Source organism: Aquabacterium soli (assembly GCF_003933735.1).
GTDB lineage: Bacteria > Pseudomonadota > Gammaproteobacteria > Burkholderiales > Burkholderiaceae_C > Aquabacterium > Aquabacterium soli.
In genome coordinates this window covers 1-720 of record NZ_RSED01000071.1, presented here as the reverse complement: position 1 = coordinate 720, position 720 = coordinate 1, and the positions used below count along the sequence as shown (strand labels likewise).

At 49.4% G+C, this 720-nt stretch carries 1 protein-coding gene; it reads left to right on the top strand.

What is annotated here, in order from left to right; genetic code table 11:
* Window positions 1-65 precede the first annotated feature (65 nt).
* A complete protein-coding gene (locus tag EIP75_RS23835) occupies window positions 66-662 on the top strand; it encodes a hypothetical protein (protein ID WP_125245673.1) in 597 nt (198 codons plus the stop codon).
* The last annotated feature ends 58 nt before the right edge of the window (window positions 663-720 follow it).

Here is a 720-nt window from a genome sequence, read left to right as displayed (position 1 = left end):
TTTCTGCAGCCTCGTTAGGCTTTTCGCAAACACAAGCTATGGCCATCCGATAGGGTTCCCAATAAATGCTCCGTCTCATCGCCATTGCAGCAATTTGCACGATGTTACTGGTACCGATTGCCGGCTTCTCCAGCAACGTCATATCCAATGGTCCGCTATTGATCCTTGTGTCCTTTGGCCTCGCGTACCTTGTCATTCCAGCGTACTTGTTGCATATCTGGCCCGTCCAAAAGTCTCCGAAAGGTAAGTCCATGCAAGATGCACTTTGGGATGGCGAACTGGCCACGATAGAGCATCAAGTGAGCGAAGTTGCGCAAATTGAGGAAGTGGAGGACGAAGGCCTTCACTTCCTCGTTCACACCTCAAATGGCGAAACACTTTATCTTTCCGGCCAATATCTCTATGGCCCTGTAGAGCGCAAGAGTTTTCCTTCTGACCGAGTTCGAGTCTTCACAAACCGTAGTAACGGCGTTCGCTATGGCATCGAACCAATTGGCCCTTTAATGAAGTCTTGGCCTGTGTACGAATCGCCCAACTTGGAGAGCGGGAGTGCATTGAGCACACTAGAGGATGGCCATATTTACAAGCAAACAATCGCGGAACTGGCCGCGAAGTTTGACCTTCGACCAGCCAAGTCACAGACAACTCTCGGTGATGCCTAGGTCAAAATACCAAAGACAATGAGTAATTCAACTCAAAAAGCATCTGCCACCAGCCTAA